This is a genomic window from Pseudanabaena sp. SR411 (assembly GCF_002251945.1).
GTDB lineage: Bacteria > Cyanobacteriota > Cyanobacteriia > Pseudanabaenales > Pseudanabaenaceae > Pseudanabaena.
Genome location: NZ_NDHW01000185.1, coordinates 1 through 2,672, shown reverse-complemented (window position 1 = coordinate 2,672; position 2,672 = coordinate 1). Strand labels below are relative to the sequence as shown.

Annotated in this window: 5 protein-coding genes; 2 read left to right on the top strand and 3 right to left on the bottom strand. The window is 41.5% G+C overall.

Features of this window, described 5'->3' with window-relative positions; translation table 11 throughout:
* Positions 1-107: 107 nt before the first annotated feature.
* Genes B9G53_RS19770 through B9G53_RS19760 form a run of 3 tightly spaced genes read right to left on the bottom strand, consistent with a single transcriptional unit; the run spans position 108 to position 782 of the window.
* Positions 108-323: a DUF29 family protein gene (locus B9G53_RS19770; RefSeq protein ID WP_094535189.1), complete on the bottom strand. Its 216-nt coding sequence runs from the start codon at positions 321-323 to the stop codon at positions 108-110.
* 38 nt (positions 324-361) lie between these two features.
* Entirely contained in the window at positions 362-577 is a 216-nt protein-coding gene (locus tag B9G53_RS19765; RefSeq protein WP_176453282.1) for a hypothetical protein, read from the bottom strand.
* On the bottom strand, positions 567-782 hold the full coding sequence (locus tag B9G53_RS19760; RefSeq protein WP_254923747.1) for a BrnT family toxin: 216 nt from the start codon (positions 780-782) through the stop codon (positions 567-569). Before B9G53_RS19760 ends, B9G53_RS19765 begins: the two co-directional genes overlap by 11 nt.
* Positions 783-900: 118 nt before the next feature.
* Here B9G53_RS19760 and B9G53_RS19755 point away from each other — a divergent pair, with 118 nt between their 5' ends.
* Together B9G53_RS19755 and B9G53_RS19750 are read left to right on the top strand one after the other, a co-directional pair.
* Positions 901-1,560, top strand: a complete 660-nt coding sequence (locus B9G53_RS19755) for an SDR family oxidoreductase (protein WP_094535187.1) — start codon at positions 901-903, stop codon at positions 1,558-1,560.
* Between the two features lie 9 nt (positions 1,561-1,569).
* Positions 1,570-2,397: an SDR family oxidoreductase gene (locus B9G53_RS19750; RefSeq protein ID WP_094535186.1), complete on the top strand. Its 828-nt coding sequence runs from the start codon at positions 1,570-1,572 to the stop codon at positions 2,395-2,397.
* Positions 2,398-2,672: the final 275 nt, after the last annotated feature.

The window sequence follows — 2,672 nt, the reverse complement described above, 5'->3', positions numbered from 1 at the left end:
GTTAATTTGTCTCCTCTTCGGCTTCATATTTTAAAGTTTTTTTCTCCCACCTGCCAACGCTATTATTTGCTCCCTGCACCTGTTTCGTAATTGTTTTTCTCATTCCATTACGAGCGGAATGTGGGTTCGATAAGTGCCCGAATTTGACCTTTAAATGCATTTTTCTGAGCTTTTCCCAATGAGTCGATCTCCTCAATTAAGTTGGCAATATCTAATTGCTTAAAGTCACCAGTTTGCAAATGTGCGATCGTTTCTTCTGTCCATAGCAAAAAGTCGCAATCATATAATGTTGGCTGTTTTGTTGGAATTAAAGATTGTGTCATTTGGTTGGTACTCCTAATTTACTTAAGCAATCACTTTTTTAAGCTTTTTGTCTCTGGGCTATTTGCATAAGCAGGCGAAGTGCTTCATTCACTGACTCACTAGTAGGAAAAGCTTGTAAAACATCAGGATCAAGCAACACAATATTAGTTCCTGCTCGATAGCGATCAACATACTTTCCCCTAATGCCACCTTGCATCTTACTGAAGTCATACTCAGGACGTAAATCATCCTCTAACTCATTACTAATATCCATCTTCGTAAAACCTCCGCTCAAATCGAGTTGCTTCGCGTGCGCTGATTAATCGAACCCGATCTGCTCGATCAGTATGAGCAACTATCAGTAAACGATTAACACTGGATAATCCAATAATAACGTAACGCTCCTCACCGTAGGAGTGAAGTGACAATAATTGCGATCGCAGACTGTATCCAAAGATACTCGCACTTTCAGTAGGCATCCCCATGAACCAAAAATAGTTGTTTTTACTGGTGAGTATTGTTGAGCGAACAGAGATCACCATTACAATGGAAAATGGACTTGCCTATGGCTTAGTAAATTTTTTGAGAACATAATCTATGAAAGCATTTGTAGCAGGAGCCACAGGGCAAACAGGACGGCATATTGTCACCGAATTAGTTAAGCGGAATATTCCCGTAAGAGCATTAGTGCGTGACCTAGAAACTGCCAAAAAAATCCTTCCCCCTGAAGTGGAATTGGTTCGCGGTAATGTGCTTTATGCGGACACCTTAGCAGAGGCGATCACTGATTGTGATGTATTGGTCTGTGCAACAGGCGCAAAACCAAGCCTCAATGCATTAGAGCCATATTTAGTAGATTACATTGGTACAAAGAACTTGGTGAAGGCAGCAAAGGCAAAAAACATCAAACATTTTGCGATTGTCTCTTCCCTTTGTGTATCGAAATTATTCCATCCCTTAAATCTATTCTGGCTAGTACTATTTTGGAAAAAGCAAGCAGAAAGATATTTACAGGATAGCGGTGTGACCTACACCATCGTTCGTCCTGGAGGATTGCTCAATTATGAGAAGCAAGGTGGATTAATCATGTCTGGTGCTGATACTTTGTTTGAAGGAAGTATTCCTCGTACTAAAGTTGCCCAAGTGACAGTTGAAGCATTATTTGAAGAGTCCGCAAAAAATAAGTTGCTGGAGATAGTGATTAAGGCAGAAGAGAGCGATCGCCCGATCGCAGAATTATTTGCTAAGGTTGCATAATAAAAAATCATGACTAAAACCGTATTAATCACTGGCGCATCGACGGGAATTGGCAGAGCAACGGCTTTGTACTTTCAAAAACAAGGTTGGAATGTGGTAGCCACAATGCGATCGCCTGACAAAGAGACAGACCGAGCCGATAGCTTGGCAAAACTTGATCGCCTAATCTGCCTGAAGCTGGATGTTACCGATTACCAAACGATCACCGAGGCAGTTGCTGAAACAATCTCTAGATTTGGAGCAATCGATGTATTGGTGAATAATGCAGGTTATGGCATGTTGGGTGCATTTGAAACTTCCACACCTGCACAAATCCAACGCCAATTTGCGACCAATGTATTTGGACTAATGGAAACTACCCGCGCAGTACTGCCTCATTTTCGCGATCGCAAACAGGGGGTAATTGTAAACGTTGCTTCCATTGGTGGGCGTGTTGCTTTCCCTCTCTATAGCCTTTATCATTCAACCAAATGGGCTGTGGAAGGATTTTCGGAATCATTGCAACATGAATTGCTCGCCTTTAATATCCGTGTCAAGATTGTTGAGCCAGGTCCCATTAAAACTGACTTCTATGAGCGATCGGCAGAACGCACAAGCAATCCTGATTTCCCAGCATATGACGAATTTAGCGATCGCGTATTGACGAAACTCAATCAAATTGGCACAACAGGAGCATTGCCTGAAGTTGTTGCCAAAACTATCTATAAAGCTAGTACTGATAACTCATGGAAATTACGCTATCCCGCCGATCCAATTGCCAAGCAATTATTATTTATTCGCAAGCTTTTCCCAGACTTTCTTTTCACTAAAATTGTGCGTCAGAGTACAAATGTATAAAACCCAAAAGAGTAATAGCGGCGCGAAGCGCCGCCATTACTCTTTTGGGTTTTATAGCTATAGCCACCTGTATCAGGACAAATCAAAACCCAAATAGTGTGAGGCGGCGCGAAGCGCCGCCTCACACTATTTGGGTTTTATGTCCTAACACCTACATTCCGCTCGTAATGGAAGGGTAAAATAATTACCGAAAATCAAAATCATCGAAAATCAAAAAAGAGGAGGTAAATATTAATACAGAGATGAAAGTATCGAATCTAGACCATCTAGGGATC

Excerpts from the sequence above, each read along its gene's own strand:
- B9G53_RS19770 (WP_094535189.1), bottom strand. The coding sequence starts at position 323 with ATGACACAATCTTTAATTCCAACAAAACAGCCAACATTATATGATTGC.
- B9G53_RS19765 (WP_176453282.1), bottom strand. The coding sequence starts at position 577 with ATGGATATTAGTAATGAGTTAGAGGATGATTTACGTCCTGAGTATGAC.
- B9G53_RS19760 (WP_254923747.1), bottom strand. The coding sequence starts at position 782 with ATGCCTACTGAAAGTGCGAGTATCTTTGGATACAGTCTGCGATCGCAA.
- B9G53_RS19755 (WP_094535187.1), top strand. The coding sequence starts at position 901 with ATGAAAGCATTTGTAGCAGGAGCCACAGGGCAAACAGGACGGCATATT.
- B9G53_RS19750 (WP_094535186.1), top strand. The coding sequence starts at position 1,570 with ATGACTAAAACCGTATTAATCACTGGCGCATCGACGGGAATTGGCAGA.